Source organism: Streptomyces sp. URMC 124, assembly GCF_051386455.1.
Classification (GTDB): Bacteria; Actinomycetota; Actinomycetes; order Streptomycetales; family Streptomycetaceae; genus Streptomyces.
Map to the genome: position 1 here is coordinate 1 of NZ_JBPQTS010000619.1, position 242 is coordinate 242.

At 52.9% G+C, this 242-nt stretch carries 1 protein-coding gene; it reads right to left on the reverse strand.

The window, feature by feature from the left end; genetic code table 11:
* On the reverse strand, nucleotides 1–242 hold a 242-nt coding region (locus ACSNOG_RS33915), incomplete at both ends, for a radical SAM protein (RefSeq protein ID WP_436756505.1).

Here is a 242-nt window from a genome sequence, read left to right on the forward strand (position 1 = left end):
TAGCTGAACGGCAGATCCGGATTGGTTCCCCCCTGCATCAGGATCTCGGTTCCGTTAACGTCCTCGGTCTCCTGAATCTTCTGAAAGATCGTCTCGTCCGGCAGTACATATCCTTCCGACGAGCCCGGTCTCCGGTAAAAAGCACAGAAGCGGCAATAAACGTCGCAGACGTTCGTATAGTTGATATTTCGGCCGATGACAAATGTCGTGATCGGGTCTGGATGCAGACGCTTGGTCATCAC